Origin of the sequence: Neobacillus sp. DY30, assembly GCF_030123065.1 — a bacterium.
Taxonomy (GTDB): domain Bacteria; phylum Bacillota; class Bacilli; order Bacillales; family Cytobacillaceae; genus Neobacillus.
This window is the reverse complement of sequence record NZ_CP126093.1, coordinates 5,745,408-5,769,828: the sequence shown is the minus strand read 5'-3', so window position 1 is coordinate 5,769,828 and position 24,421 is coordinate 5,745,408. Positions and strand designations below refer to the sequence as shown.

Here is a 24,421-nt window from a genome sequence, read left to right as displayed (position 1 = left end):
AAATGTTACACTTCATAATTATAAAAAGCTTTAAAATTGAAGGCTTAAAATAATCGTAGAGGTAATTTTTTAGAAGTGAAATTCTGTTCATTTGCTTCTTAAACATCAGTACTAGATATTCTTCTAGAACGTCTTTTGTGGTGAGTGATGGTAATTGGAAGTTCTGTGATAGGTACTTCCATATTACTATGAAAAAGGTGGTCCTTTTTATGGTGCTTTTGTCTATTTACTGCACTAGACACCTCACCTCAAAATCCTAAGTTTTTTCGAACGTGCTGGACGTAGCTCTGGCTTACGGGAAGAACGGTACTCTCTGGTCCTTTTAATGTGACCTCTAAATTGGATATCAGGTCACGGGAGATGTGTTTAATTGAAGAAATATTTACGATATAAGAGCGATGAATTCGGATAAACGTGTCTGGTATTCGTTGTTGCAGTGTTTTAAGAGGAAATTTTGAATGATAACAGCCATCCTCTGTATAAATGAATGTTTTCTTGTCTTTACTTTCTATATACATCACCTGTTCAATAGAGATCGGAATCCACAGGTCATCTTTTCTACCGACGATAAAAGAAAGCGGTTTGTGCTTTTTAAACGAATATTCCGGCGGCAGAATAACGGTTAAAGCCCCGCTAAAACCTGTTTCCGCATCCTCAAGCGGGTAACCAACTCCATAATAAGGAGTACCAAAAACGGTTTCATCCACCAACGATTCAACTCGACGTTTCTGTGAATAGACACGCTCGGTTATACTCCCCAAAGGGACCGGCTGACCTTGTGTAATTTGAATATCATGACTTCCGGGGATGTACGATACATACTTATCTCCACCTGCAATTGCGATAGAAGCCTCTGCTGGAACCCAATCTTCAATAAATTTCGAAAATTGGTGAACAACATTTCTTTTCATGATTTCTCTCCCCCATTCCAAAATCATCCATCTATTTATTGTTTTATCGCAGTTATTTCTATTCTGTCATGGAATATTATGGTTTGTCACTTTTTTGTCACAAAGTAATCAATTTACTATATATTTTTAGAATAGCTGGAATTATCTAAATATTAAGGAAGCATTTCATAAAAGTTTTACTCATACTTCCCTGTATCACTTTTTTATTATACACAAGAATGAAAGCGCTTCAAATGATAAAAGAACTAATAAAATTTATGAGGAGGATATACAAAATGACAACACAAACTCTTTCTGCAAAAAAGGATCATTACAACTTAAAAAATTATGATGAAGTATACAACTCATTTCAATGGACTCAAGTAGAGCAGAATTTTTCTTGGCACACAACGGGCCTTGTTAACATCGCACATGAAGCCATCGACCGCCACGCCGAGACGGAAAAAGCCAACAAAGTGGCTCTCTATTATTCAGATCCATATAGAATAGAACAATATACGTATAAAGAAATGAAAGATTACTCGAATAAAGCTGCAAATGTTTTAAAAAATATTGGCGTAAACAAAGGTGATCGAGTGTTCATCTTTATGCCCCGTTCTCCAGAACTCTATTTCGCTTTACTAGGAACAATAAAGCTTGGTGCCATTGTTGGGCCATTATTTGAGGCTTTTATGGAAGGGGCTGTAAAGGATCGCCTTGAAGACAGCAACGCAAAAGTCCTTGTCACAACCTCTGAACTGCTCAAACGTGTTCCAGTTAACGAACTTCCTAATCTTAAGAAAGTTGTTATCGTTGGAGAAGATGTAAAAGAAGATGAAACGTACATTGATTTTACTAAAAACTTTGAACAAGCAAGCACCACGCTCGATGTTGAATGGGTTGATTGTGAAGATGGAATGATCCTTCATTATACGTCCGGTTCAACAGGAAAGCCAAAAGGCGTTTTACACGTACACAACGCGATGATCCAACATTACCAAACTGCTAAATGGGTCCTCGATCTAAAAGACGATGATGTCTACTGGTGTACCGCAGACCCGGGCTGGGTAACAGGAACCACTTATGGAGTTTTTGCTCCTTGGCTTGCGGGTGTGTCAAACGTCATCCGTGGTGGACGATTTAGTCCTTCTGATTGGTATCAGACTCTTGAAAATTATAACGTAACCGTATGGTATAGTGCTCCGACAGCTTTCCGAATGTTAATGGGAGCTGGAGATGAGCTTATTAAAAACTATAATCTTTCTTCGTTGCGACATGTTGTAAGTGTAGGTGAACCGCTAAATCCTGAAGTAATCCGCTGGGGAATGAAAATCATGAACTTAAGAATCCATGATACATGGTGGATGACGGAAACGGGATCCCAGCTCATTTGTAACTATCCTTCCATGGAAATGAAACCAGGTTCCATGGGCAAACCAATTCCAGGGGTCGAAGCTGCGATTGTCGATGACGAAGGGAACGTCCTGCCTCCAAACCGAATGGGCAATCTAGCAATCAAAAAAGGCTGGCCATCAATGATGAGAGCGATCTGGAATAATACAGAAAAATATAAATCCTATTTTCTTGCAGGAGATTGGTATGTTTCGGGAGACTCGGCCTACATGGATGAAGACGGATATTTCTGGTTCCAAGGACGTATCGACGATGTAATCATGACATCAGGTGAACGTGTCGGACCTTTTGAAATCGAAAGCAAACTTGTTGAACATCCAGCTATAGCTGAGGCTGGGGTCATCGGAAAACCAGATCCTGTGCGCGGGGAAATTATTAAAGCATTTATTGCGTTACGAGATGGATATGAACAAAGCGCTGAACTTCAAGAAGATATCCGTAACTTTGTAAAAAAAGGATTGGCTGCACATGCTGCTCCAAGAGAAATTGAATTTAAAGATAAATTGCCAAAAACAAGAAGCGGTAAAATTATGAGAAGAGTGTTAAAGGCTTGGGAGCTGGACCTTCCGACAGGTGATTTATCTACAATGGAAGACTAGTAGGAATCTGTGGCTGCTCATGAATGGATAGGTCGCCCCTTCTATTCGTGAGCCGAGATGTTTAAAAACTATCATATTATTGAAGGAGGAAATACATGAAAACTAGTAAAAACAGGTGGTTGATCGCTTTATCGGCAATTGCGATCCACCTTTCCATTGGTGCTGCATACGCGTACAGTGTCTATACAAATCCCATTCATGATGCAATGGGCTGGTCAAAGACAGGAATTACGCTATCCTTTACGATTATGATGGCACTCGCAGGGATCGCAGCAGCTTTCTTTGGCAATTTTGTTGAACGAAATGGTCCAAGAAAATCAGCGATTCTTGCAGCGATACTATTTGGAGCTGGCCAAGCTGGTGCTGGTGTTGCCGTTGCGATTGATTCCCTCTTTCTTTTCCTTCTTACCTATGGATTAGCAAGTGGGTTAGGAATGGGCCTTGGTTACATCTCTCCAGTGTCGACACTCGTTAAATGGTTCCCTGACCGTAGAGGGTTAGCCACTGGTATGGCCGTTTTGGGTTTTGGTACGGGAGCTCTGATTACAGCCCCAGTTGCAGCTAGCCTAATGGAATCAATCGGCATTCAAATGAATTTTTATATTTTGGGGATCAGTTATTTTGTTCTTATGGTACTAGGAGCTTCCTATATCGCACCCCCACCTGAAGGGTGGATGCCGCAGGGGTTGAAAAAAGATATTGCATCTGGTAAAAAAGTCGTTAAAAAAGATTTATCACAATTAACTGCAAAAGAAGCTGTGAAAACAAAGCGTTTTTGGATGTTATGGACAATGATGCTCATTAATACCACCGCTGGGATTATGATGATTTCTGTCGCTTCTCCTATGGCTCAAGAAGTCGTTGGATTATCAGCAGCTGGAGCAGCTGCGATGGTAGGGATCATGGGGATCTTTAACGGCGGCGGAAGACTTGGCTGGGCAGCCATTTCCGATTATATCGGCCGAAATACCGTATTCATGACGTTCTTTATCCTGCAATTAATCGCTTTTTTAACACTTCCGAATACAACAAATGTATTATTGTTCCAAGCACTAATTTTAATTGTTGTGAGCTGTTATGGCGGCGGCTTCTCAAACCTCCCTGCATTCATCGGAGATTTATTCGGAACCAGGCAACTTGGTGCCATTCACGGCTATTTATTAACAACATGGTCGTTAGGCGGCATTTTAGGTCCACTATTAGTATCACAAATTAGAGAAAGAACAGAAAGCTACATCCCTGTCTTCTATGTATTTACAGCATTAATTATCGTCGCATTCCTTGTCTCGATCTTACTTCGATTAGACATCAAAAAGTTCGAAATAGAGGCCAAACAAAAACAGCAACAAGGAATTGCTTAAGGTCCTAGGGGACGGTTCTGGTGGCTTTTTGTTGCTGGAATGTGACTAGGGGGACGGTTTTAGACCTGTGAAAATGTCACTTTAATTTCATAGAAATAAAATGACACTTCACGGCGTCCACATTTTTGTCTTCATGTATGGGCAGAAAAAGATGTATGTCAATTACCATGAATATTGGTGATGTCACTCCCCGATTTTTTAACGAAGTTTGATAGGTTTTTAAATAGCTTATCAGTGATAGAATGGAGTTGCAGCTGAATATTGTTGGGTGGCCGGGTTGACGATTTTCTTGAAATCTTACGAGAAGATCTGAAATGGATTGTGCATGAAGTTAGCGCATATTTCTTTCGAAAAAACGTACTAGAGAACCAGGCCCCCCCACCGTAGCAGCAAAATGAACTGCACCCCAATTGTTAGACACAAAACTAACAATTGGAGGTGCAGTTTTTTATATGGCTAAATTTAATATCTGTTGGAAAATGTAAAATAACAAGATCAATTGAGCAGCTGTCTTTTCAAAAACGACCTCCCCTATTAACTGATGACACTAATTAGGATAGAGGAGATTTTTGGATCTTTCAAACTGCCCCAATCTGCTTATATATAGTTAAATACCACACTAGAAAAATCAATAGTATTTGCAGTCTTTTTAATGTCACTAGTTCAGTGAAAAGGCAAATTGCATGACGCATAATATTCCTGCCACTATTACTATCCAGAAATGTTAAGGGCAACCGTGTCCGTTTAGGTTGGTAAGTTCCTCCTAATCTTTTTTTTTCAATATTTAATTTTGGCATAAAAATAGCATTAGTTTAAGCAGGAGCATAATTAAGTTGCTCAAACCAGCCAATAAGAAATTTCTGAATTAGGTTAAGCATATCTATGCAGGCAGCACCATGATCACTCCCCGGTTTTTGTCGATGGGACATTTAGGTTTGACCTTCAATAAAGGTTGAAAGGAACAGTTGTACTTTTAAGACAGTTGGATAAATATGTTAATATGTATAAGGGGATGGAGGGTGTACTCAATAAACTTGTCTTGAATTGAGAATTGAGTGGAGGGGTGTTTTAATGAAATTTGTGAACAAACTGCCAAAAAGTGACCATCGTTTACATGTGGATTTAATTAACAATGATTGGGTTCCAATGAAAGAACCTAAGAATTTAATGAGTGCTATTTTGTTATCGATTCCTTTGATGATTGTCGCAGCCATGATCTCGATTGGGATCATTACTATCTTTTCTTCCATTTCCTTAAGCGAATACGGAATGACATCCAATTCCATATCAATATCCATTAACTTAGGCATTATTTTTTGGATCGTTTTACTTGTGATCTTTCACGAATTACTTCATCTGATTTTCATCCCTCATTTAATTCAATCCGAAAAAACATATATAGGTCTTACTCTTTTCGGAGGGTTTGTTGTAACGGAGGAGGAGATTTCAAAATCAAGATATCTCTTCATTACCATTGCTCCTTTTATGATTATTTCAATCATTTTGCCATTGCTATTAGGTGTATTTGGACTATTAACACCGACATTAAAATTTTTGATCATTCTAAACGCTATGGCATCATCCGTGGATCTCTTAAATCTCCTTCTGATAATGAAGCAGGTTCCGCAAGATGCAATTCTAAAAAATAATGGGACCAATACTTATTGGAAACGAATATAAATATAGTTGGATGAAGTACTTTTATCTCGACAAATATTTTTAGAAATAACAATCCAATTTTCTTTTTTCATAAGGGTTTAAGGCACTTTTAATTAAACGTTTAGTTAGAAAAATCATGACTAACCAAACGTTTGATTAGATTCGCTGTAACCGTTGTTATATCAACATTTGTGGTAATGATAATATGTGAAGATTGTCGAGATAGGGGATAAGTAGAAAAGAGTGTAAAGTATACTTGATTGCTAGGTTCCTTATGCGTAAAATTCCATTTAAAGGGGGTGTTACAGTTGGATAATCGCTTACGACTATCTGATACTTCTTCCACTCATGCAAAGCCTAGTATTGGAAAGGCGATACTTTGCATGGGGCGAAACAGTTAACATTATCGCTCAAAAAGCTTTTCTACTATTTGGCTTTGCACCTTATTTTCAAAATCAAAATAAGGAGCGAGCAAAATTGAAATATATGAATGCAAACCACGTTTTACCCGAAAAGCTAATTGTAGAAATTCAAAAGTATGTTCAGGGGGAAACTCTTTATATTCCCAAGCCGGAAACGGAGTATCAGAAATGGGGAACCTCAAGTGGCGGGAGACGAATGCTTGATCGCCGGAATGAAACCATTAGAAATTCATTTATTAGTGGCAGCAGTATTCAGCAGCTGGCTGAGGAATATTATCTTTCAACCGAAACCATAAAAAAAATTGTTTATACTCATAAAAAGTAGACGAACAGCACTGGTGAAGCTCTTTCACCGGTGCTTTTGTTATGTAAAAAACGTTTATAAGTCATTTTTTCTATATTAGGGGGTTGCTGTATTATTTAAAATAAATGTAGCAAAATGATTGGAGAGAGATAGATGACCGAAAAATTTATTAAAAATGAACAGTTTAATTTTATAAAAAAGCAGATCGCTTTCATTAAGGACAGCACTAAAAAGAACATCCCACAAAACGTTTTGGCTTCTGTGATTGATTTAGCGAATGCCAAAATCATTGATCTCTTTCCACATGTATCATTGGAACAACAAGAAATGCTGAATCTTTCCAGCCTGAAAACAGATAAAGAGTATGAGCAATATATCCAGCACCTTTCGGACTGTTTGCTGCCCTTTCCAACCATCACCGAGCAGCAGCTGAAAAGAATGTTTCCGAAACATAAAAAACTTAAACTGCCTGATTTATCAACGATAGACCACAGCCAGTTAACCTATTTAAGCTGGAATGATCTGAGATCGAATAAGAAATTTATTGTCTATGAGCTAGAAGGAAAAATGGTCGGCATTGAATGTGAATTTGCACCAACGAGTAAAAAAAATCTTTGTTCCTTCTGTAATAGTTTTGGTGAGGTTGCTTATTTTTCAACAGTAACAAAAGCGAAAAAATCAAATAACCCGGATTATTATAAGGCCATCGGCAATCTTATTTGTGCTGACAGCAGCGAATGTAATAAAAAAATAATCAATGTCGACTATTTAACCACTTTTCTAAAAGACTCACTAGGAAAATGATTGTCACCTATAGCACCGGTCGAATTGCCCACAAACGCCTCCATTGGCACCCTAGTCGTTTGATTTGGTCTACATTTAACGCTACACTTGGGATATTGTAAATTTGAGCAGGTGCAGAAGTTCCTTTCCTTATTCACAGGAGCATTTATATAGAATATTGCTAACTACAAAATGATCAACAGTATTATGAAGGTTCAATAAGGATAATAAGAATATGAATTGCCAGAATAAAGAGATGAGGGATTAAGATGATTGTCATTGAAAATGATTGGTTGAAGGTCAGTATTGAAAGACACGGAGCAGAAGTACGTAAAGTAACGCATAAGAAAAATGCGCTGGATTATATGTGGACAGGGGATGAGACATACTGGGGACGGGTTTCTCCAGTCTTATTTCCGATTGTGGGACGGTTAAAGGGAGATCACTATCAACTGGATGGTCAGACCTACAAGATGTCGCAGCATGGTTTTCTGCGTGACGCTGAATTTGATGTGGCCGAGCAGACATCAACAACTGTTTCTTTTGTGTTTGAGTCTCTTGGTCGCTTCATTCATGTGTATCCTTACGAATTTAAAGCGGTAATACAGTACCGTCTCAAAGAAGACTCTCTGATTGTTCAGTGGCAAATCCTAAATGAAAGCAAAGAAGAGATGTATTTTTCCATTGGTGCACATCCTGCATTTAAGGTTCCAATGTTTGCAAATGAAACGATTGAAGATTACCATTTGGAATTTACTCCTGCAGCAAATCAGAATGTGATGGAATATGAGATAAAGAATTCCCTCATTCATGAGAAAGGAACAGCTCATGATCTTTCAACGATTCAAATTACTAGCTCTCTATTTGCCAATGATGCTCTTATTTACAGCAACATCGACAAAGTCACATTGGTATCGAATCAGTCAGGTTATGGTGTAGAAGTAATGTTTCAAGGTTTTCCGTTTGTTGGGATTTGGTCAAAGTATGAGGAAACCGATGGGACGATTGCTCCGTTTGTTTGCATTGAGCCTTGGTATGGGATTGCGGATACATCTGATACAACAGGAAACTTTAAGGAGAAGTTTGGAGTAAATAAGCTTGAAGCAGGAGAAACATTTCAAGCTGAATATATAATGAGGTTTAAGTAAACAAATTCAGTAAAAAGATTGGTTGTGACGGGAATTTTTACCGTGGTTCTATGTATTTCCTCCATCACTGCGAATGCCCAGCCTTTGATAGAAGAATATACGTAAAAAGTGGTGAAAAAATTGAAACGATCGCTGCGCAACATGGTGTAACACCAGAAGAAATATTAGAAGCCAATGGGCTGATTTCCATTGCTGGAAAAAAATATTACTACCAAAAGTAACAGATCAAATAGTTACTGCCACTGTACTGAATATTCGATCGCAGCCGACCACTACAAGTAGTATTATCGGAAAATATAAAAAAGGTGATGTGGTTAAGGTTGCATTTAAAGAAAATGGATGGGCGGGTATTTTGGTTAAAGGAAGAGTTTGTTTTGTGAGTATGGATTATCTTACAGCCAAACAAACAGTTGAATCACGTCCGACGACGAAAACCATGTATGTAACGGCAACATCGTTGAGAGTAAGGCAAGCAGATTCTACGAGTAGTGCAATCCTTGGCACTTTGAAATTAACAGATCGTGTAGCCGTGGTATCCATTTCTAATGGTTGGGCAAAGATTGATTTCAATGGAAAAGTTGCGTATGTGAGTGCAACCTATTTAACGAATGAAGAACCTAAAAAAACAAATAATGATCCGATGATTGGAACAAACACTTTTGTCATTAAAAGTGGTGATACTTTTGCAAAAATCTCTAAAAAAGTAGGTATGTCTGTTACACAGATTATAGAATTAAATCCAGGTGTTGAACCAACAAAGTTGAAAATTGGACAAACCATCAAGATTCCTTCAACTACTGAAGCTACGGCCAAACAGCTCATATCGGTGGAGTGGACCCTCAAGGAACCTTTCGCTTTATGACGACAGATGGTACCACCTATGCTGCCAAAGCATCAGGCAACATGATCAATGACTTATTTTACCTTCAAGGAAAGAAAGCAACACTATCATTGGAAGGTAAGAGAGGTCAACTATTGAACTTAGTATCCATTGTATAGATAGTTATCCTAAATCAAAAAAGAGGCCAGTTTCAAATAAGAAACCGGCCTCTTTAGTGCCTGTCACTCCCCGGTATTTGTCCAAGAAGTTCTGAAGGGAATAGTTCGGGAAGTATGTGCCTATATCTTTCGGGAAAAGAGTGCTATATTACCTATTTAGTTGCTTTCTAATCTCACTTCGATTAAGATTTTTCCTTCTAGTTCTCGTCTCTTTGCGATATATTTCATGCGGGGCGTCTTTTCCTTTTTTCGAAATTATAAATATCTAGGTAAGAGCTACTTCTGGATCTTGGTCCCTCTAGATGGGATTTTAATTAATTTGAATTGTTGAAAAATATCACAGACACTGAAGTCGAAGAGCAATATAATAGACAAAAGTTAAGTATTACTCTTTAAAAAATAAGAGAGAGGGAAGGTACAGTGATGAAAAGAACTGATTTTCCGATTGTCTATTCATGCTCTGGATGTTCGTCGGCTGCACAAACGGCTAATTTGATTGCGATTAAAATGGACCGAGAAAAGGTAGCAGAAATGTCCTGTATTGCCGGAGTTGGCGGGGATGTAAAGCCGCTTGTACGAACCGCAAAATCCGGGCGGGAGATTATTGCGATTGATGGATGTCCATTATCCTGTGTGAAGAGCTGCTTAGCTAGGCACGATGTATCGCCGCAACATCATTTCGTCCTATCTGACTTTGATGTTCCAAAAATGAACGGGAAAGACCCTGATTCCGACCTTGTTGAAAGTGCCTATCAACGTATAATCCGTGCCTGTCACTCCCAGCTATTTTTCGAAGATTGATAGGTTGTTAGATAGTTAGCCAACTTTTGAAAGGTGCCGCTAATCCACAGGATCTTCCTAATACGTCTAAAGTAGAAATCGCACGTTTATTCCTAGAAAGTGTAAAATTAGCCCACCTACAAGCATCAATTGTTGACGAATTTGGGAACCCAATTGATATCACAACCTTTAAGGTCGATGGTACGAACCTTCTTATCCAGTTAAAGGATCTGAAAGGAAATTTATTAGCAACGATAAATCCTAAGAGAGAGGATTTAAATATCGCTGCTCTTCAAGCAAAAATGAATGCACTAAAAAGTGCGGTTCAAGCTAAGAAACAATTAGACAAAGCAGGCACATTCGTTCCAATGCCAAATGCTCCAATTCCTAACACAGACAGCAATACCGTAGATTATATGGCATTAGGCGGATTATTAATTCTATTAGGCGGAATTGCGGCAGTTCCAGCAGTACGTTTGGTAGGCAAATCCGAAATTGAAGCTTAAAAAATCATAGAAAAAATAAGAAAGAAAAAGAGGAAAAAGAAGTGGTATCAGAAGTGGAAATGGGTACTGCTTAGTTTTCCGATTTTACTAATTGCAGCTGGTGTTGGCGTTGTAGCTTATTTTGGTTGGGATTTATCAAAACAGACAGTTTTGTTAGCGCACGAAGTGGTTGATGAATACGAACCAGAATTACCTGCTCAGACATTTGACCAGCCATGGCCAAAACTGCCGGACCCAGGTTCATCGATCGGTGAGCTGCAATTCACCTCGATTGATTTAAATGTTCCTGTGGTCCAAGGCACTCATGACAATGAGCTGAAAAAAGGTGCTGGTCATTTTGCCGGCAGCGCTCTTCCAGGCCAAGGCGGCAATATGTTATTTTAAGCGGACACCGAGATACCGTATTTAGGAAGCTAGAACACCTTAAACTAGGTGAACAAGTGACCTTTAGTACCCCATATGGTGATTTTGTTTATGAAACCATCGACTTTAAAATCGTCCCAGCAGACGATATGACGGTTATGGTACCAACTGATTATGAAACTCTTACGTTAACGACGTGTTATCCCTTTGATTTTATTGGGGATGCACCGGATCGGTATATTGTTTATACGAAGTTGGTTTCTAGTCCGATAGTTGCTAGTAACTAGACCATGAGGACGGTTCTGCTGGCTTTTATTATGTGGTAGTAGGATACAGAAATAAAAAAGAGAGGGTGATTCATTTTCATTGAATCATCCTCTCTGCTGTTTAGAAGAATAGTAGTCCTAGTGAAATGACTACACCGCTGACAACAAGAACCAGTACAAGGTAACCCATGATGTCCTTTGCCTTCAGACCTGCAATTGCCAGTGCTGGAAGTGCCCAGAATGGCTGGATCATGTTCGTCCAGGCGTCGCCCCATGCAACTGCCATCGCTGTTTTTGGGAGTGATGCACCAAGTTGTGTTGCTGCATCCAGCATAATAGGACCTTGAACTGCCCATTGCCCTCCACCAGAAGGAACGAAGAAGTTGACAATACCTGCACTTAAAAAGGCCAGCATTGGGAAGGTAAAGTCATTTGAAATGGCAATAAACGCGTCAGATATGACTGCAGCTAATCCTGAGGTCGTCATCAATCCCATTAATCCAGCATAGAAAGGGAATTGGACGATAATACCGCTCGTTCCTTTTACAGCGTTTAACACAGCGTCCAAGAATTGTTTTGGAGTACCGTGAAATAGAATGCCAAGAAATAAAAATAAGAAATTCACGATATCGAGATTCAACTTAAATCCATTATTAGCGAAATAATAGAATAGGAAAACCAGTCCAAGTATTCCAATTAATAAAGAAACAAGTTTACTGTTTTCAAGTTTGTCAGCAGGTGTTAGAGCTTCTTTTTCAATGGCCGCTGCCTGGAAATCACCCTGCAAGAGTGCTGGGTCAATACTTATCGTTTGTTCCTTCGACGGCATGCTTAAGCGGTTGATAATAGGAATGGTTACAAGCAGCCCTAATACGATCACGATATTAAAGGTTGAAAAAATCGTTTCACTTGTTGATACCACACCGATTAGATCTTCTGTAAAGTGTCCTGGAGTGGCAATTGTTAATGGGACAGACCCCGAAATTCCTCCATGCCATACGAGAAAACCAGAGTAAGCGCTTGCAATTAGCAGCCTGTAATCAACATTTTTTACTCTTTTCGCTAATTCCTTTGCGAACAAAGCTCCAATGACAAGCCCGAATCCCCAGTTAATTAAGCTTGCAATCATCGATACGATCGTGACGATGACAATAGCTTGCCCTGGTGACTTGGCAAATGAAGCAAGAGACCCTAACCCTTTTTTAAAAATAGAGCTGCTTGCCAAGACATGTCCTGTTACTAATACGAGGACCATCTGCATCGTGAAAGAAAGAAGTGCCCAAAAGCCATTTCCCCAGTGCTGGACCATTTGGTATGGTCCATTATCTGTGAAAATAAGGCCTAATCCAAAAACAACAAAAGTTAAAATGATGACGAATATAAATGGATCTGGCAAGTACCTCTGCATGATACGGTTAAAAAATGATACCAATACTTTCATAAAGTTCTCTCCCTTTGATGTATTATTGCAACACTATTAGTTATTTTATAAAGATACCGAAATCCCTTCTTTTTTTCTGTAAATTTTCTGTAAATTTGGGTAATGAGGTAAAAAATATCGAAAAAGTAACAGAGAAATCAGATGAAAAAAGGGTTGAATATCAGGAAACGATTAATGGGGATAACAAAAGAGTAGATATTGGTTTTGATAGATATGTTGTTTCAGAGAGTCTATTTCCGACAATTTTTGCAATTACTAACCAAAATAAAACCGTTGCTGTAGCTGGTTTTATTCCCAAACTAATCAATCGTTTGATTAGTTTTATTTTATTGTACATGTACAACGAAACAAAAGAAAAGTATTGCCAAACATGACGAATCTGACTAAGGTTTCATCATAACTAACAAATCGTTAGATTTGGTAATACAATCTCGACAATCTCCGCACTTAACTATTAAAGCTTATGAATAAAATGTTTGACTATCTTGTGGATAGTGATAACATAATAATCAAAATACTAATTTCATAAAAAATACCACTAGGGGTGCCTTTTGAGAAGGCTGAGATTAAAGTGAAACTTTAAGACTCTTAGAACCTGATCTGGATCATACCAGCGTAGGGAAGTGGTGTAACGGGAATTCCTTATGTTTCAACCACATTTCCAATACAACCACTTTCTTCCAATAGAAAGTGGTTTTTTATTGGAAAAAATACGTCCGCTGCCGGCAAACAAGGATGTATTTACAATCAATCTAACAAAGTATTAACTGTATGTTTTTGAAAACGACCATTAAATCGTTAACACTAAGCAATTAATTAAATGGAGGTAACGTATGTCTACATTTACTGAAATTCTACGAGAAAAAGCAGCTCCGATATGGGAGGCGAATCTAGAACACCCATTTGTTCAAGGAATTGCTAGTGGAAAATTAGATTTACAAAGTTTCCGCTATTACGTATTACAAGATTCCTATTATTTATCACACTTTGCTCGTGTTCAAGCGATTGGTGCTTCGAGAGCAGAAGATTTAAACACTACAGCAAGAATGGCTGCTCATGCGCAAGGTACTTCACAAGCAGAGTTAAGCTTACATGAGAAATTCATCAAACAGCTGCAAGTTACATCAGAGGAGCTAGCAAACTTCCAGCCTGCACCAACGGCCTATGCATATACTTCCCATCTATATCGCGTTGGGGCATCTGGAAGTTTAGGAGAGATTATCGCCGCTATTCTACCATGCTACTGGATTTATTATGATATCGGTCAGCAGTTAAAAGGGGCGACACCGGATGAACCGATCTATCAGGAATGGATTGCGGCCTATGGTGGAGAATGGTTTGGCGAATTGGTCCAGGAGCAATTGAATCGTCTAGATGAGCTAGCAAAAACCGCTTCCGAAAAAGAAAAAGGTCGAATGATTGATCATTTCTTAATTAGCTGTCAATACGAATACTTATTCTGGGAAATGGCTTATACATTCGAAAAATGGTCCATTGAAGCGAATTCCCAAGAACAACTTAGTACTAGCTAATAAGGAAACGATCATGTTCGCAAGGGGGAATGAGTTCTCCCCTTTGCTAAAAAAGGAGAATGAAACAATGAAAAAAGGGTTAAAGTTAACGGATATTTTAGTAACCATCGTGATATCCATCGCATTTGGGATTGTTTACAAAATTTGGGGACCGCTTTATTACGCAGTAAAACCTTTTGGATTACATATTGACCAGCTGATTTACGGAATGTGGTTTATTGCTGCGACCGTTGCGTTCCTCATCATACGTAAAGCTGGTGTGGCCTTTCTTGCGGAAGTTGCGGCTTCTTCTGGAGAGTTTCTAATGGGGTCTGAATTTGGACTAGAAGTTCTTTTATATGGTGTTGTGCAGGGGTTATTTGCTGAACTTGTCATAATGGCTTTTAGGTATAAGCGCTTTGATTTACTTGTTGTTAGCTTAGCTGGAATTAGTGCGGCTATTGGGTCTATATTTATGGATTACTACAAAGGATATATGGGTGATTTGTCAACATGGAACTTCATGTTGCTCATTGGTTTCAGGTTGATTGGGTCTGTTATCTTTACAGGGTTTATGGCATTTGGCATTGCGAAGGCACTAGAGGCAACAGGAGTTACCAATTTACTTCGTCCTGCTTCCAAAGAAGATTACGACGCCTTAAATCAATAATCAGGGGTGAAGACGTGACAAATATAGCGATGGTGGAACAGCTTAGATTAAAGTTTCCGGGAGACGACAACCTGCTGTTCAAAGATTTATCCATTACCATTAAAAAAGGTGAGAAGGTCTTATTACTCGGACCTTCTGGATGTGGTAAATCAACTCTTTTACAAACACTTTCAGGATTAATTCCAAAGTCTATAGAAGTACCAATTAAGTATAGACATATTCAATATCCCGAATCCTGGGGTTACGTGTTCCAGGATCCGGATTCGCAATTTTGTATGCCATATGTCGATGAAGAGCTTGCATTTGTATTAGAAAATCTTAATGTACCAAGAGGTGAAATGCCTGATAGGATTGAAGCATTATTGTCCGCTGTTGGGTTGCGATTGGATCTATATCATGCTTCTATCCAATCTCTATCTGGAGGTATGAAGCAGCGACTTGCGCTTGCATCCGTATTAGCACTCAATCCTGAATGTGTATTTTTAGATGAACCAACAGCGCTGATTGATGAAGAAGGCACTAAACAAATTTGGGATAGTGTAAAGAGCGTCGCTAAAGATAAAACAGTCATTATTGTCGAACACAAGATTGATCACATTTTGGATTTTATAGATCGTGTCATTGTTTTTAACGATGACGGGGTGGTCATTGCAGATGATGATGTGAATACCGTGTTTTCCTTTTATCGTAAACAACTACAAGAATATGGTATCTGGTACCCGGGGGTTTGGGATGATTACTTAATGTCTTTCGAAGCGAATGCTGGACACGGTTACAACCACTCACTGATTTTAGAGAACTTTAAGGGTTACCGAAAAAAAGAAATAAAAGTTCAACTTGATAACGCTTCTGCTCTATCGGGGGAATGGATCGCGGTGGTTGGTGATAATGGAGCAGGAAAAAGTACCTTGCTATTATCATTGATGCAGCTTCTGAAAACGTCAGGAACCTATGTAGTAAATGGAGAAATTATACAGAATATTAAACAACTCCATAAGAAAGCTTATTTTGTCTTTCAAAATCCTGAATACCAATTTATCACAAACTCTGTCTATGAAGAAATCTCCTATTCTCTCACTGTGAAAAAGGAAGAACCCTCAATCATTAAAGAGAGGGTGGGTGAGCTGTTAGCCATATTTGGATTATCAAAAAAACAGCACCACCATCCCTATCATCTTTCTATAGGGCAAAAACGCCGACTGAGTGTAGCGACTGCATTTGTAGAAAATCCAACGCTTTTGCTCTTGGATGAGCCTACCTTTGGGCAGGATTCCAAGAATACATTCCATCTGCTTGAGTTGTTAGAGAGGGAACGGCAAAAAGGGTGCATCATCATCATGGTCACGCATGATTCGGAAATCGTTAAGCGTTTCGCGACAAGAGTTTGGGAGATGGATAACGGTAAGGTCGTCAAAGATTGGAAAAACGAACATGTACATCAGGGGAGGGACCAAGTAGCTTATGCACACAACATTTGATTTTAGAGAAACATGGCTACATAAAATCAATCCAAGTCTGAAGCTCCTGACGATGATTTTCTTGTTTATCCTGGTGATTTTTATTCATAATCTTAATCAGATGATTCTTTTTACCATTGTGACGATGATCCTATTTGTATTTTTTACAGGCCATCCCTATAAGCGAATTTTGCTATTCTCGATACCGTTTCTATTTATTTTCATCTCGACGGCCACCTCGATGATCTTTTTTGGCAAAGGGGATAGTACTATTTTCAGATGGGGTCTCGTCCATGTAACAGAAGAAAGTTTATTTCGAGGAATTCACTTGGGATTCAGGGCTTTAACCTATGCACTTCTGGGCTTAACGTTTGCCCTTACAACAAGGCCTGTGTTTTTATTTTATTCGATGATGCAGCAGTTAAAGCTTAATCCAAAATATTCCTATAGTTTTATGGCTGGAATTCGCTTAATGCCGATCATGATCGAAGAATTTCAACATATTCGCAGTGCTCAAAAAGTGAGAGGCGTGAGAACCGGTGCTGGAATGAAGGGTCTTTTTCACCTATTCAAAATCACTTCGATTCCATTGCTGTCTCAATGCATCCGGAGAGCTTTTCGTATAGCCGTTGCTATGGAAGCAAAGAGGTTTGATTACGCAAAGGAACGCACATTTTATTACAAAATAGGTTTTTCAAAATTTGATGTTGTCTTTGTTGGTTATTTTGTTGTACTAACAGGTCTAACGTTTTATCTAGCTCAGGAATTCCCCTTTTTTCCAGTTGCGGATGTTCGCGATTGAATACGGGTGCCAGTCACTCCCCGATTTTTATCGAAGATTGATTGTAAAATACATAAAGAGTGTTTGAGTAAAGTTGAATCTGGAAATGGTTGGGGGAGTTGGTTGCTCTTCTTTCAGTAATTGCGAAGGGAGGTATAATCATGGAAACATTTCTTGAGATTCTAGGAGAAGTTCTGAAGGGGTTAGTCGGAGGAAGCCGTCAATGATTGTAGAAATCCATTTTTGTTGATGAGCTTTGGGGGGATAGTAGAAAAAGCTTTTCCTCGACAAGAAATTCTCTTAAAGCGAGGCTAAAGTTCGTTTTTCAAAAGGGTTGAGGTACTTTTAATTAAACGTTTAGGTAAGGAGAATTAAATCACTATTTGTAGAGGGACCCTAGAGGGGCCTTTATTATCAGCAGATTATTAGGTTGATGAAATAAGCACCCGTTTTTTCAAAAATGACCTCCTATTAACTGATGAAACCGATTTTGGGAGAGCAGATTTATAGGGATTTTCGAATAAATCGGGGTGAGCTGTACCATAAATAGAGGCATAAGCAAGGAGTATCATTTGATTCAGAGGAGGTAAATGCACTGATTATCACAGCTGCGGCCATCTTCGCAAAAAAGGCCTAGCAAGGGCAGGCCAATCCAATGAAGAATGTGCGGAATCTACTGCTTCGTACAGTCTGTGGAGCAAGGTTATCGCTATTGTGAAGTCAACGTGGAAAAGTCTTCGAATCGGAAATCTCCATGTTTTCGGTTACTTCGCTTTCCTTCTCCAATGAAGGGGACGTCAAGTCAGTTCTTGGTCATTTATGAGTTCCGCTTTGGACTGTTTGAACACTTCATCCTGCCACATTTGATACAGATAGATGATAAACGCAAAACCGACCATCATAGCAACAATAGCTATTGTAGACAAAGTCGATTCACTCGAAACAAGCCCCATCCGTTGCCATACTGGGTAAACGATGTACATAAATAACCCATCCAAAAGTATATTGACAGTCAAATACATCCAAAATTTCCCGAAAGTAAAGCGGAATATCCAGATAACTATAACTAAATATGCTCCATACACCCAAGGAACCGGGATGACTTTATCCCACCCGAACAGACTGGAACCTGTCTCTTTCCACCATCCGTAATGGTAAGCCGCTTGATATGCCAAGGTATGAATAACGGTCATAAATAGAGCGACCGGCATGTACCTGCGTACAGTATCCATCTTCAAAAAAAACAAGGATGCCCAAGGCAATATCAAGAGTGACCAGAGAATAATCTGTTTCATGTCATTAATACCCCACATTAGTTTTATGTGTAGTGTTACTCTCGGTTCATATATTTATTCGATTTATCCGATAATAAAAGTAACTGAAACACCGACTTGGTTAAGCAGAATAACATTCCAATTGGGAATAATGTTTGCGGTTGGCTACGATTAGGAGGGTTTTATCTCATTCTTTTTACATACCATTTAAGCTTGGTGCTTTCTATTCAAATGCTGATATATACTTTATGGTCAAATAGAAATTTGTGTTTAGATACATTACGGTTAACCGTATCATAAATAGTACAAAGTAAACTATAAAAGCTGTTACTAAGAATAGTGACAGCTTTTATAGTTTTTTGAGCTGACTTTAACATAATTTTGTTAATTGGTACTGAAAACATTTAGTAGAAAGGGAGTAATGATTTTGAAGATTTCGGGAATTTTATTATATGGTCTTGTGTTAATAAATATTAATGGATTGCTTTATTGGATTACTACAATGTTAATAGACTTATTTAATTAAAATACGATTTAAGAGTTATCATGTAACCTTTCTTTCTTAGATTGTAGGGAAACGGTTGTTCCTCTTTTGTTTAAATTAATGGTGAACAGAGAAACCCAATTAAAATGCTTATCTAAACTGAAGTAATATATATTTGTTCTAAAAATAATTAATAAAAATGCATTTGTGTAAAGGATAAGGCTTATTAAATTCATATTTCCAGATAGGATAAAGTTAATGTGCATAAAAAGACAAACAAGGATAGAAGGTATGGTGAATAAACCGGCTATAAGAAATAAACCAAGTATAAATTGAACAATTGGTATAACATAGTTAAAAATTAGTACATGCTCTAAAACTATATTCTCTATGAAAATCTTATAAAGGGGTGGGACATTCGATTGTTGTAATGATTGCTTGAGATATTCTCTCAAAAATATACCCGGTTCTTTAAACCATAATTTTTCCGTAATTTTGGTTACTCCTGCCAATAACCAACCCATTCCAAAAAGAACCCGTGTTAAAACAATAAGTGATGGAAACAGTTTTAAATTTTTAATTTTCATTTTAATACTCCCCCTTAATTTTTGATTTTCCATAAGGAATCTTTTTTGCCATAGGGAAACTTTTTGGACAAAAAAATTTATTAAGATTGTTTGTTAGTTTAGACTTTCGGTTTAGGTATTTATTTTTAATGAATTATATGTCTTATATGTTAGAATGTTTACTCCGTACAAAAGAATTTATCAAATGCAAAAAAACGGTTGTAAATAAATATTTAGATGTATAAGTGTATAGAACTAATGAATAGATTGAAGTGACTAAATACCCCCCACAATATTGTGAGGGTGGTGGTTATAAAACTATATAAACTTTTTACCAAAACGTACATGAACATGCCGTAGTTGATCATTGCTCTTAATCAAGATTTTCTTTAGGTTTATCTTTATGCTTTCTGTTTTTAACCTCAGTAAATAGGTTATCTGACAAAATGGCTTGACTTGTTGATGTTCCACTCGATGGATTAGATTGATTGGATTCAATCAGCAATTTCAGCATCTGGATATCCTCTTTCGTAGCGTATTGTTTATCAGACTTTAACATATATCCTAACTGACCGTTCGCTTCAATTGTAGCCCATTGTAAATCAGTAAAATGCGGGATGTTTTGTTGTCTCATTCTTACTTCAAGCATATCAACCGTTAATCGCAGCTTTTTCAAATTGCTTTCATGAACTTGGCCGTTTTCGACTACTATAATTGATTTTCCATAAATAAAAGTCTCTAGAGCATTCGATTTCAAAACGATATACTCAATAAAGAGAAGTGTACTCACCATTAGAAATGTAATCACCATTGTAATCCAAATGTTCCTGTCGCCAACAGGTTGAATAATCAATGACCCAACAGCTATCATCATGACCGTCTGAGCAACCGTAAGCTGTGAGATTGATTTTCTCCCAGCTAAGCGCAAAATAAGGACTCCTCCAACGACGATGAAAATAGCTTTCCATATGAAGTGTAAATCCAAAAGCATCCCCTCTTTTCAAACAATATATCAATAAAGCTTCGGTTGACCCTTTTTGCCCTATAAACTAAAATGGTCCTGCTTGTTTTAACGTCTAATTTCCTAACGTTTTTTCTTTTTTTCTACATTTTCAATCGTTTCTGCGTGGGGGATATTATATAACCTGCTCTTAGGTTCATATATTTTTTGAGAAGGCCATAGTCCATGATGTCCTGAAAATAGATAGCTGACTAAACAAGCAACAAAAAAGTACTCCAACCCTTTCCCATCAAACATTTCCATTGCCAATAGGAAAGCTGCTATAGGGGTATTCGCACCTCCACAAAAAGCAGCGATCAATCCCAATGCAGCAAGAAAAGACATAGGTAAATCAATGAACGTGTGTAAGGTATTACCTAATGTTGCCCCGATAAAAAATAGCGGGATGGCCTCCCCGCCAACAAATCCACTTCCGAGAGTTACTGCTGTAAATACCAGCTTGGCCAGGAAAGCGAAGGGAGGGACTTCTTCTTTAAAAGATTGTTCCAACATCTCTAATCCCCGGCCATTATAGTCTTGGGAACCAACCATCAATGTTAATACTACAATGATGACTCCTCCAAAAAAGGCTCTCTTCATATGGTTTTTCTTGGAAATTTTCTCAGAGAAGTTTTGTATCCCGTGTCTCAGCTGGCAGTATAAAACACTGATCAGGCTGAAAATAATAGACATAAGAATAACTTTTAGAAATGAAATAGCAGATATTTCTGGTACGTTCTGTATCATAAATTCTTCGTGTTTATGTCCCCACGCTGCTGTAGTTATATAGTGACCAACAAAGCTAGACACAAGACAAGGAACAAGTGCTTCAAATTTTAGCTTTCCTAAAGCAGCCATTTCCATGCCAAAAATAGCACCAGTTATCGGTGCTCCAAATGCAGCCCCAAAACCAGCACTAATACCGCTCATAATTAAAATGTTCTTGTCAAATCTATTTACCTTAAAAAATTTGTTGACCGCTGCAGCTACACTTCCTCCCATTTGGACAGCTGCACCTTCTCTTCCCGTTGAACCACCAAAAAGGACTGTGATAAAAGTCCCGAAATAGACAATAGGTCCCATTCTCCGCGGCACCTCTTTTTTTCCATGAACCGAGTCTATTACGAGATTGTTTGCTTCAGCAGTGTCATTTAAAGTATGATTCAAAAATACCTTTCCGTAGTTCATATATACGTATCCTATGATAATTCCTCCAAAGGGGAGAAGGAAGATAAGCCAATCTCTTTTTAATCGTACATCTTTTCCTAGAAAATCGTTTGTCTCTAAAAGGAAGTTAGTTGTCGAACCGACAACTATACCAATGATGCTTCCCAAGAAAATCCATTGCCCCAGTATTGAAAAAAAGTTTTTATACTTTAACGGCATCTACCCAATCACCTCATTTCAAACCTTATTTTTGCCCACTGTATTAAAATTATGAAAATAAAGTATGGAATAATAGTGGCCCGCTTAGATGCTAAAGTATTTGAGGGGAAACCATTGAACTCCTAGTTGTGATATAGAGAGGTGATTTAGAATTATCCAGAATATTCTTATAAGTGTGGACAGGGGATGAGGCATATTGGGGACGAGTCTCTCCTATCTTATTTCCGATTGTGGGACGGTTAAAGGAAGATCACTATCAAGTGGATGGCCAGACCTACAAGATGTCGCAGCATGGCTTTCTGCGTGACGTTGAATTCGATGTGGCCGAGCAGACATCAACCAACGTTTCTTTAGTGTTTGAGTCTCTTGGGCGATAAGAGTGTGATGGAATATGAGCTAAAGAACTCCCTCATTCAGGAGAAGGGGCAGCTAATGATCTTTCAACGATTCAACTCACAAACTCTCTGTTTGTCCATGATGTTCTTATTTACAGCAATATCAATAAAGTTACATTGGAATCTAATCAGTCCGGTCATGGTGTAGAAGTAATGCTTCAAGATTATCCGTTTGTTGGGATTTGGTCCAAATATATATTGAAACAGATGGGACGATAGCACCGTTTGTTTGCATCGAGCCTTGGTATGGCATAGCAGATACATATGACACAACGGGCAACTTAAAGGAGAAGTTTGGAGTGAACAAGCTTGAAGCAGGAGCAACGTTCCAAGCTGAATATATAATGAAGTTTAATTAGCCAGGGGGGAGGGTTCTCGTGGCTACTTGGGAGAAAATGGTTAAGTGATATATACAAGCTTCTTTTCTTCCCCATTTTTTTGTGGAGTTTCAGTACCTGAACGCTCTATCTAAGTATCTAATTGCATCAGAAAACTAAAAGACTGCAAAAAAGAAAAGATGGACCTCATGACGCTTTCATGAAGCCCTAAATTCTTTTAATTACGAAAAGATGGACCTCTCGTCTAATGCTGAAATAATCAAGCCCTTATTAGAAGGATCTTGAAAATTTACCGGATACAGGAATCCTTGTCCTCGGCAATTATTTTGAATGGAAACTGCCAAGAGTTCGTTTTTCAAAAGGGTTTATTGTACTTTTAATTAATCGTTTGGTTAGTATTTCAACTTGTATAGGTTTGTCAGAATGTGTAATATACTAGTTTTTATTGTTAATTTTGCGGATGTTCGTAACCATTATTCACCAATTAATTCTCCTGAAACCAATCGAAAGTTCGCTCAACAAAAGGGCTCAACTGCAATCTAATCAAACGTTTGATTAGTAGACTGGATGTTAACTAAACGATTGATTAGAATCGCTGTAGCTGGTGTCACTATTATGTTTGTTGTCCTAACAGACCACGGAAATTGTCGAAAAGCCGAGATAGAGAAAAAGGGGTTCTCGCACATTAAAGTGCAAGAACCCCTGGCAGTTTACTTTTATTTACGGTTTGTTGTTTTGTGTTTGTTGCCTTTGCTGCCATAGGTGATCCACTCACCAACAGGTTCGCCCATTTCAAAATACCCTGAACGCTTGATGGTTCCATCGAGACGATACCATTCCCAATAGCCGTCTGGCTGATCATTCACGATTTTGCCCTTTGACCATATTGTGAAGCAAGGGGGACGGTTCTTGAGGTTCCTTCCACTAACCGTCCCTATGGCATACCCTTTAATATTTAACCCTTTGTGTTAGCGGTTTCCAGTTTGGTTTGGTTTTTCGTTACATAATTTAATATACCTTTAATAAACAAAGCACCTACTGTTGCTCCTGGGTCTTGTTTTCCAATGGAATCGTCCAGGTACCGTGCAGCTCTGCCTTTACGGGATTTCATATTAATCGTATTTTTCATACCTTCATCAGCAGATTTATAGGCTTTTTCAAAAGCTTGCTGATAACTTTCCTTGTTTTCAGAAGAAGTCTTTAACGTTTGCCAAGGTGGTATCAAAGAATCAAGAACCGTTTTATCCCCTAATTCTGCTTTTCCCCGATCTTTGATTCCTTGTATCATGGTCTCAAGGAAGGTAACAAGGTCATTTAGGGTTAAATGTTCTTGTCCTTTAAACTGTTTTCCAGTCTTGAGGAAAGCGGATGCCAATAAAGTCCCCATGGTGGAAGGAGCCTTTTCCCCCATGACCATCCCATAGGAGAGTAATAGAGTACCAATGTCTTTTTCTCCATATTCTAAACTAGTAGTATCGATGGCTGCAAATCCCTTAGACAACGTGATACCGATATCCCCGTCGCCAAGGCTTCCATCCAGCTGACATAAAAAGTCTTTATGATCATCAATCAATACACGAATTTCTTTAAAAATATCCTTAACATCCTCTACATAAATCAATCTA

27 protein-coding genes, 2 pseudogenes and 1 riboswitch are annotated in these 24,421 nt (G+C 38.3%); of the genes and pseudogenes, 21 read left to right on the top strand and 8 right to left on the bottom strand.

Features of this window, described 5'->3' with window-relative positions; all coding sequences use genetic code 11:
- Positions 1-248: 248 nt before the first annotated feature.
- The gene (locus QNH29_RS28475) at positions 249-911 is read right to left on the bottom strand and encodes a LytTR family DNA-binding domain-containing protein (RefSeq protein ID WP_283862591.1); all 663 of its coding nucleotides are present in this window, start codon (positions 909-911) and stop codon (positions 249-251) included.
- A 275-nt stretch (positions 912-1,186) separates the two neighbouring features.
- Between QNH29_RS28475 and acsA the strand changes: the two genes are divergently transcribed.
- The 13 genes and pseudogenes from acsA (at position 1,187) to QNH29_RS28415 (ending at position 11,514) form a co-directional block, all read left to right on the top strand.
- On the top strand, positions 1,187-2,902 hold the full coding sequence (gene acsA, locus QNH29_RS28470; protein ID WP_283862590.1) for an acetate--CoA ligase: 1,716 nt from the start codon (positions 1,187-1,189) through the stop codon (positions 2,900-2,902).
- A 95-nt stretch (positions 2,903-2,997) separates the two neighbouring features.
- The gene (locus QNH29_RS28465; protein WP_283862589.1) at positions 2,998-4,263 is read left to right on the top strand and encodes an L-lactate MFS transporter; all 1,266 of its coding nucleotides are present in this window, start codon (positions 2,998-3,000) and stop codon (positions 4,261-4,263) included.
- A 1,071-nt stretch (positions 4,264-5,334) separates the two neighbouring features.
- The gene (locus QNH29_RS28460) at positions 5,335-5,943 is read left to right on the top strand and encodes a DUF3267 domain-containing protein (protein WP_283862588.1); all 609 of its coding nucleotides are present in this window, start codon (positions 5,335-5,337) and stop codon (positions 5,941-5,943) included.
- A 456-nt stretch (positions 5,944-6,399) separates the two neighbouring features.
- Positions 6,400-6,669 carry a CD3324 family protein gene (locus QNH29_RS28455; RefSeq protein WP_283862587.1) on the top strand — a complete coding sequence of 90 codons (270 nt, stop codon included), beginning with the start codon at positions 6,400-6,402 and terminating at the stop codon, positions 6,667-6,669.
- Positions 6,670-6,801: 132 nt separating this feature from the next.
- Complete coding sequence (locus QNH29_RS28450) at positions 6,802-7,452, top strand: FusB/FusC family EF-G-binding protein (protein ID WP_283862586.1); 651 nt, start codon at positions 6,802-6,804, stop codon at positions 7,450-7,452.
- 248 nt (positions 7,453-7,700) lie between these two features.
- The gene (locus tag QNH29_RS28445; protein WP_283862585.1) at positions 7,701-8,579 is read left to right on the top strand and encodes an aldose 1-epimerase family protein; all 879 of its coding nucleotides are present in this window, start codon (positions 7,701-7,703) and stop codon (positions 8,577-8,579) included.
- A gap of 50 nt (positions 8,580-8,629) precedes the next feature.
- Positions 8,630-8,800 carry a LysM peptidoglycan-binding domain-containing protein gene (locus tag QNH29_RS28440; protein WP_283862584.1) on the top strand — a complete coding sequence of 57 codons (171 nt, stop codon included), beginning with the start codon at positions 8,630-8,632 and terminating at the stop codon, positions 8,798-8,800.
- Positions 8,743-8,961: pseudogene (locus QNH29_RS30520) on the top strand (SH3 domain-containing protein); the annotation flags it as partial. The gene QNH29_RS28440 and the pseudogene QNH29_RS30520, both read left to right, overlap by 58 nt.
- The gene (locus QNH29_RS28435) at positions 8,962-9,441 is read left to right on the top strand and encodes a LysM peptidoglycan-binding domain-containing protein (protein WP_283862583.1); all 480 of its coding nucleotides are present in this window, start codon (positions 8,962-8,964) and stop codon (positions 9,439-9,441) included.
- Positions 9,438-9,578: a hypothetical protein gene (locus tag QNH29_RS28430; RefSeq protein ID WP_283862582.1), complete on the top strand. Its 141-nt coding sequence runs from the start codon at positions 9,438-9,440 to the stop codon at positions 9,576-9,578. The genes QNH29_RS28435 and QNH29_RS28430 overlap by 4 nt, the downstream gene beginning before the upstream one ends.
- 423 nt (positions 9,579-10,001) lie before the next feature.
- Positions 10,002-10,379 carry a putative zinc-binding protein gene (locus tag QNH29_RS28425; protein WP_283862581.1) on the top strand — a complete coding sequence of 126 codons (378 nt, stop codon included), beginning with the start codon at positions 10,002-10,004 and terminating at the stop codon, positions 10,377-10,379.
- A gap of 26 nt (positions 10,380-10,405) precedes the next feature.
- Positions 10,406-10,864 carry a hypothetical protein gene (locus QNH29_RS28420; protein ID WP_283862580.1) on the top strand — a complete coding sequence of 153 codons (459 nt, stop codon included), beginning with the start codon at positions 10,406-10,408 and terminating at the stop codon, positions 10,862-10,864.
- 15 nt (positions 10,865-10,879) lie between these two features.
- A pseudogene (locus QNH29_RS28415) lies at positions 10,880-11,514 on the top strand (class D sortase).
- Between the two features lie 100 nt (positions 11,515-11,614).
- Here QNH29_RS28415 and QNH29_RS28410 read toward each other — a convergent pair.
- A complete protein-coding gene (locus QNH29_RS28410; RefSeq protein WP_283862579.1) occupies positions 11,615-12,934 on the bottom strand; it encodes a short-chain fatty acid transporter in 1,320 nt (439 codons plus the stop codon).
- A 95-nt stretch (positions 12,935-13,029) separates the two neighbouring features.
- On the opposite strand from QNH29_RS28410, the gene QNH29_RS28405 reads away from it, so the two are divergent.
- The 6 genes from QNH29_RS28405 to QNH29_RS28380 all read left to right on the top strand — a co-directional run bounded on the left by QNH29_RS28405 (position 13,030) and on the right by QNH29_RS28380 (position 17,374).
- Positions 13,030-13,308: a hypothetical protein gene (locus QNH29_RS28405; RefSeq protein WP_283862578.1), complete on the top strand. Its 279-nt coding sequence runs from the start codon at positions 13,030-13,032 to the stop codon at positions 13,306-13,308.
- 156 nt (positions 13,309-13,464) lie between these two features.
- Positions 13,465-13,573, top strand: a riboswitch (TPP riboswitch).
- 5 nt (positions 13,574-13,578) lie between these two features.
- Entirely contained in the window at positions 13,579-13,701 is a 123-nt protein-coding gene (locus QNH29_RS28400) for a hypothetical protein (RefSeq protein WP_283862577.1), read from the top strand.
- A gap of 66 nt (positions 13,702-13,767) precedes the next feature.
- Positions 13,768-14,466, top strand: coding sequence for a thiaminase II (gene tenA, locus QNH29_RS28395; RefSeq protein ID WP_283862576.1), 699 nt, complete (start codon positions 13,768-13,770; stop codon positions 14,464-14,466).
- Positions 14,467-14,533: 67 nt separating this feature from the next.
- Positions 14,534-15,115 (top strand): ECF transporter S component, encoded by a 582-nt coding sequence (locus tag QNH29_RS28390; protein ID WP_283862575.1) that lies wholly within the window; start codon positions 14,534-14,536, stop codon positions 15,113-15,115.
- A 14-nt stretch (positions 15,116-15,129) separates the two neighbouring features.
- Complete coding sequence (locus tag QNH29_RS28385; protein WP_283862574.1) at positions 15,130-16,593, top strand: ABC transporter ATP-binding protein; 1,464 nt, start codon at positions 15,130-15,132, stop codon at positions 16,591-16,593.
- Positions 16,577-17,374, top strand: coding sequence for an energy-coupling factor transporter transmembrane component T family protein (locus tag QNH29_RS28380; protein ID WP_283862573.1), 798 nt, complete (start codon positions 16,577-16,579; stop codon positions 17,372-17,374). The genes QNH29_RS28385 and QNH29_RS28380 overlap by 17 nt, the downstream gene beginning before the upstream one ends.
- Before the next feature lie 776 nt (positions 17,375-18,150).
- Here the strand turns inward: QNH29_RS28380 and QNH29_RS28370 are convergent.
- The 4 genes from QNH29_RS28370 to QNH29_RS28355 all read right to left on the bottom strand — a co-directional run bounded on the left by QNH29_RS28370 (position 18,151) and on the right by QNH29_RS28355 (position 22,063).
- Positions 18,151-18,585, bottom strand: a complete 435-nt coding sequence (locus QNH29_RS28370; RefSeq protein ID WP_283862572.1) for a hypothetical protein — start codon at positions 18,583-18,585, stop codon at positions 18,151-18,153.
- Positions 18,586-19,161: 576 nt separating this feature from the next.
- Positions 19,162-19,698 carry a hypothetical protein gene (locus QNH29_RS28365; RefSeq protein ID WP_283862571.1) on the bottom strand — a complete coding sequence of 179 codons (537 nt, stop codon included), beginning with the start codon at positions 19,696-19,698 and terminating at the stop codon, positions 19,162-19,164.
- A 352-nt stretch (positions 19,699-20,050) separates the two neighbouring features.
- Entirely contained in the window at positions 20,051-20,668 is a 618-nt protein-coding gene (locus QNH29_RS28360) for a DUF421 domain-containing protein (RefSeq protein WP_283862570.1), read from the bottom strand.
- Between the two features lie 93 nt (positions 20,669-20,761).
- A complete protein-coding gene (locus tag QNH29_RS28355) occupies positions 20,762-22,063 on the bottom strand; it encodes a voltage-gated chloride channel family protein (protein ID WP_283862569.1) in 1,302 nt (433 codons plus the stop codon).
- A gap of 173 nt (positions 22,064-22,236) precedes the next feature.
- Between QNH29_RS28355 and QNH29_RS28350 the strand changes: the two genes are divergently transcribed.
- Together QNH29_RS28350 and QNH29_RS28345 are read left to right on the top strand one after the other, a co-directional pair.
- A complete protein-coding gene (locus QNH29_RS28350; RefSeq protein WP_349654877.1) occupies positions 22,237-22,440 on the top strand; it encodes an aldose epimerase family protein in 204 nt (67 codons plus the stop codon).
- Between the two features lie 200 nt (positions 22,441-22,640).
- Positions 22,641-22,817: a hypothetical protein gene (locus QNH29_RS28345; protein ID WP_283862568.1), complete on the top strand. Its 177-nt coding sequence runs from the start codon at positions 22,641-22,643 to the stop codon at positions 22,815-22,817.
- A 695-nt stretch (positions 22,818-23,512) separates the two neighbouring features.
- On the opposite strand, the gene QNH29_RS28340 is transcribed toward QNH29_RS28345, so the two are convergent.
- The gene (locus QNH29_RS28340; RefSeq protein ID WP_283862567.1) at positions 23,513-23,662 is read right to left on the bottom strand and encodes a toxin-antitoxin system YwqK family antitoxin; all 150 of its coding nucleotides are present in this window, start codon (positions 23,660-23,662) and stop codon (positions 23,513-23,515) included.
- 89 nt (positions 23,663-23,751) lie between these two features.
- Positions 23,752-24,417 (bottom strand): dihydroxyacetone kinase subunit DhaL, encoded by a 666-nt coding sequence (dhaL, locus tag QNH29_RS28335; protein WP_283862566.1) that lies wholly within the window; start codon positions 24,415-24,417, stop codon positions 23,752-23,754.
- Between the last annotated feature and the right edge of the window lie 4 nt (positions 24,418-24,421).

Excerpts from the sequence above, each read along its gene's own strand:
- QNH29_RS28370 (WP_283862572.1), bottom strand. The coding sequence starts at position 18,585 with ATGGATACTGTACGCAGGTACATGCCGGTCGCTCTATTTATGACCGTT.
- QNH29_RS28445 (WP_283862585.1), top strand. The coding sequence starts at position 7,701 with ATGATTGTCATTGAAAATGATTGGTTGAAGGTCAGTATTGAAAGACAC.
- QNH29_RS28425 (WP_283862581.1), top strand. The coding sequence starts at position 10,002 with ATGAAAAGAACTGATTTTCCGATTGTCTATTCATGCTCTGGATGTTCG.
- QNH29_RS28360 (WP_283862570.1), bottom strand. The coding sequence starts at position 20,668 with ATGCTTTTGGATTTACACTTCATATGGAAAGCTATTTTCATCGTCGTT.
- QNH29_RS28400 (WP_283862577.1), top strand. The coding sequence starts at position 13,579 with ATGTTTCAACCACATTTCCAATACAACCACTTTCTTCCAATAGAAAGT.
- QNH29_RS28430 (WP_283862582.1), top strand. The coding sequence starts at position 9,438 with ATGACGACAGATGGTACCACCTATGCTGCCAAAGCATCAGGCAACATG.
- QNH29_RS28465 (WP_283862589.1), top strand. The coding sequence starts at position 2,998 with ATGAAAACTAGTAAAAACAGGTGGTTGATCGCTTTATCGGCAATTGCG.
- QNH29_RS28355 (WP_283862569.1), bottom strand. The coding sequence starts at position 22,063 with ATGCCGTTAAAGTATAAAAACTTTTTTTCAATACTGGGGCAATGGATT.
- QNH29_RS28435 (WP_283862583.1), top strand. The coding sequence starts at position 8,962 with ATGGATTATCTTACAGCCAAACAAACAGTTGAATCACGTCCGACGACG.
- QNH29_RS28450 (WP_283862586.1), top strand. The coding sequence starts at position 6,802 with ATGACCGAAAAATTTATTAAAAATGAACAGTTTAATTTTATAAAAAAG.
- QNH29_RS28410 (WP_283862579.1), bottom strand. The coding sequence starts at position 12,934 with ATGAAAGTATTGGTATCATTTTTTAACCGTATCATGCAGAGGTACTTG.
- QNH29_RS28390 (WP_283862575.1), top strand. The coding sequence starts at position 14,534 with ATGAAAAAAGGGTTAAAGTTAACGGATATTTTAGTAACCATCGTGATA.
- QNH29_RS28460 (WP_283862588.1), top strand. The coding sequence starts at position 5,335 with ATGAAATTTGTGAACAAACTGCCAAAAAGTGACCATCGTTTACATGTG.
- tenA (WP_283862576.1), top strand. The coding sequence starts at position 13,768 with ATGTCTACATTTACTGAAATTCTACGAGAAAAAGCAGCTCCGATATGG.
- QNH29_RS28440 (WP_283862584.1), top strand. The coding sequence starts at position 8,630 with ATGTATTTCCTCCATCACTGCGAATGCCCAGCCTTTGATAGAAGAATA.
- QNH29_RS28365 (WP_283862571.1), bottom strand. The coding sequence starts at position 19,698 with ATGAAAATTAAAAATTTAAAACTGTTTCCATCACTTATTGTTTTAACA.
- QNH29_RS28380 (WP_283862573.1), top strand. The coding sequence starts at position 16,577 with ATGCACACAACATTTGATTTTAGAGAAACATGGCTACATAAAATCAAT.
- acsA (WP_283862590.1), top strand. The coding sequence starts at position 1,187 with ATGACAACACAAACTCTTTCTGCAAAAAAGGATCATTACAACTTAAAA.
- QNH29_RS28475 (WP_283862591.1), bottom strand. The coding sequence starts at position 911 with ATGAAAAGAAATGTTGTTCACCAATTTTCGAAATTTATTGAAGATTGG.